Consider the following 2,028-nt stretch of genomic DNA (forward strand, 5'->3'; position numbering starts at 1 on the left):
TTATGTTAAATAATTAAGGATAAAAGCTTTATTACTAAATAGAACAGTTGCTTAAAGCAGTATAGAGTTAAGTTTGCATTTTAATATCAAGTTGTCTTTCAGCACCGATAATCACCATACGAATCCCATTTTCAAAAATGTCATCCGCATTCATATTTTGTAAGGTATTCACTCCTTGGAGCATGAGTGGATATATAGTTGGATCGGCTTCGAATGGTGGGTCTGATCTTATTTCTTCTTGCTGCTCCTCAAGGACCCACCCAACAATAAACCTTCCTAATGTCATAAGTAATGCAACTGCTTCAACAGGAGAAAACCCAGCATGAGATAACAGCGCAACTTGGGCCTCAATCGTGTTGAAATGTCCTTGACTGGGGCTAGTTCTTGCATGTAGACGAGCACCATCACGGTAAGCTAGTAGTGCTCGACGAAAGCTTACAGAATTAGCGAGCAACCAATCTTGCCATGTCATCCCATCGATGGGTAAAGAAACTAAATGGTGTTCATTTATAATGGTTTCCGCCATTGCTTCCATTAACAAGGATTTATTCTTGAAATGCCAATATAGAGTTGGAGATTTAATACCCAATCGTTGAGCTAGCTTGCGTGTGGTTATTGAATCTATGCCTTCTTCATTCAACATATCCAATGCGGTACGCAGGACTATTTCACGTGTCAGACGTTGAGGTGCAATATCTTTTTTACTCATAAATCTATCACTGATAGGGAGTGTGTGAGAGAATATTAATTCTATCATTGCTAGAGAAGGCATTTGTGAAGAAATCATTGAGCGTGATTTTAATCACTATATTTCTGGATGCTGTTGGGATTGGTTTAATTATGCCGATCTTGCCTGAATTATTACGGTCATTGGCTGGAGCTGAAGCAGGCGGTGTTCACTATGGTGCTTTATTAGCTGTGTATGCTCTGATGCAGTTCATTTTTGCACCTATCCTTGGAGCGTTGAGTGACCGATTTGGACGTCGACCTGTATTAATTATTTCAATTGCTGGTGCAACGGCTGATTATCTCCTAATGGCTGCTGCTCCTTCTCTATTGTGGCTATATATTGGTCGTATTTTTGCGGGAATTACAGGTGCCAACATGGCTGTTGCAACAGCTTATGTTTCAGATATTACTCCAGCCCATGAGCGTGCAAAAAGGTTTGGTCTCCTTGGAGCTGTCTTTGGTATTGGGTTTATAGCGGGTCCGGTAATAGGTGGAGTTTTGGGTGAATGGAACTTACATGCACCGTTCTTTGCTGCTGCTTTTATGAATGGGATTAATTTAATAATGACAGCAGTCTTATTAAAAGAATCAAAACACAGCAATAAAATGACTGAGAAGGTTCAGGAGCAATCAATATTAAAGAAATTATCCTATTTGATCACTCAACCTAATATGGCTCCATTGCTTGGTATCTTTTTAATTATCACATTGGTTTCACAAGTCCCCGCAACTTTATGGGTTATCTATGGGCAGGATCGTTATGGCTGGAGTATATTTATTGCAGGTGTTTCCCTTGCTAGTTATGGAATAAGCCATTCTATTGCACAGGCTTTTGCTATCGCCCCTATGGTAAAGAGGTTTGGAGAGAAAAATACGTTGTTATGTGGAATAGCTTGCGATGCAATTGGTTTACTTCTTTTATCTATTGCTGTTGAAGAATGGGTGCCTTTTGCGTTGTTACCATTGTTTGCCCTTGGTGGAGTAGCCGTTCCTGCTTTGCAAGCAATGATGTCCAGAGGTATTAGTGATGAAAGACAAGGTGAATTACAAGGGCTATTAAGCAGTTTTAATAGTCTGGGGGCTATAATTGGTCCTGTATTAGTTACTAGCCTCTATTTTATGACTCAGGCATCAGCTCCTGGAATGGTATGGGCATTAGCTGCAATACTTTATGTAATCACCCTACCCTTATTGCTTAAGTATCGCCTGAATAAATATTCTGGAGTTCCATAAAATATTTAATTTATTGGTTTAAAAACTAATGGATTCTATAGTTTATCTAAAATTAACATAATACAC

The 2,028-nt window shown here is 39.2% G+C and carries 2 protein-coding genes; one reads left to right on the top strand and one right to left on the bottom strand.

The features are described 5' to 3' along the window. Positions 1–67: 67 nt before the first annotated feature. Entirely contained in the window at positions 68–709 is a 642-nt protein-coding gene (locus AVJ19_RS21010; protein WP_004787586.1) for a TetR/AcrR family transcriptional regulator C-terminal domain-containing protein, read from the bottom strand. 65 nt (positions 710–774) lie between these two features. Between AVJ19_RS21010 and tet(39) the strand changes: the two genes are divergently transcribed. Continuing rightward, on the top strand, positions 775–1,962 hold the full coding sequence (gene tet(39) / locus AVJ19_RS21015) for a tetracycline efflux MFS transporter Tet(39) (protein WP_111861420.1): 1,188 nt from the start codon (positions 775–777) through the stop codon (positions 1,960–1,962). The last annotated feature ends 66 nt before the right edge of the window (positions 1,963–2,028 follow it).

Origin of the sequence: Acinetobacter sp. CFCC 10889 (assembly GCF_003268395.1) — a bacterium.
In the GTDB taxonomy this organism is placed as follows: domain Bacteria; phylum Pseudomonadota; class Gammaproteobacteria; order Pseudomonadales; family Moraxellaceae; genus Acinetobacter.

What these genes read in the sequence shown, in the direction of transcription:
- AVJ19_RS21010 (WP_004787586.1), bottom strand. Translation starts at nt 709, where the DNA reads ATGAGTAAAAAAGATATTGCACCTCAACGTCTGACACGTGAAATAGTC.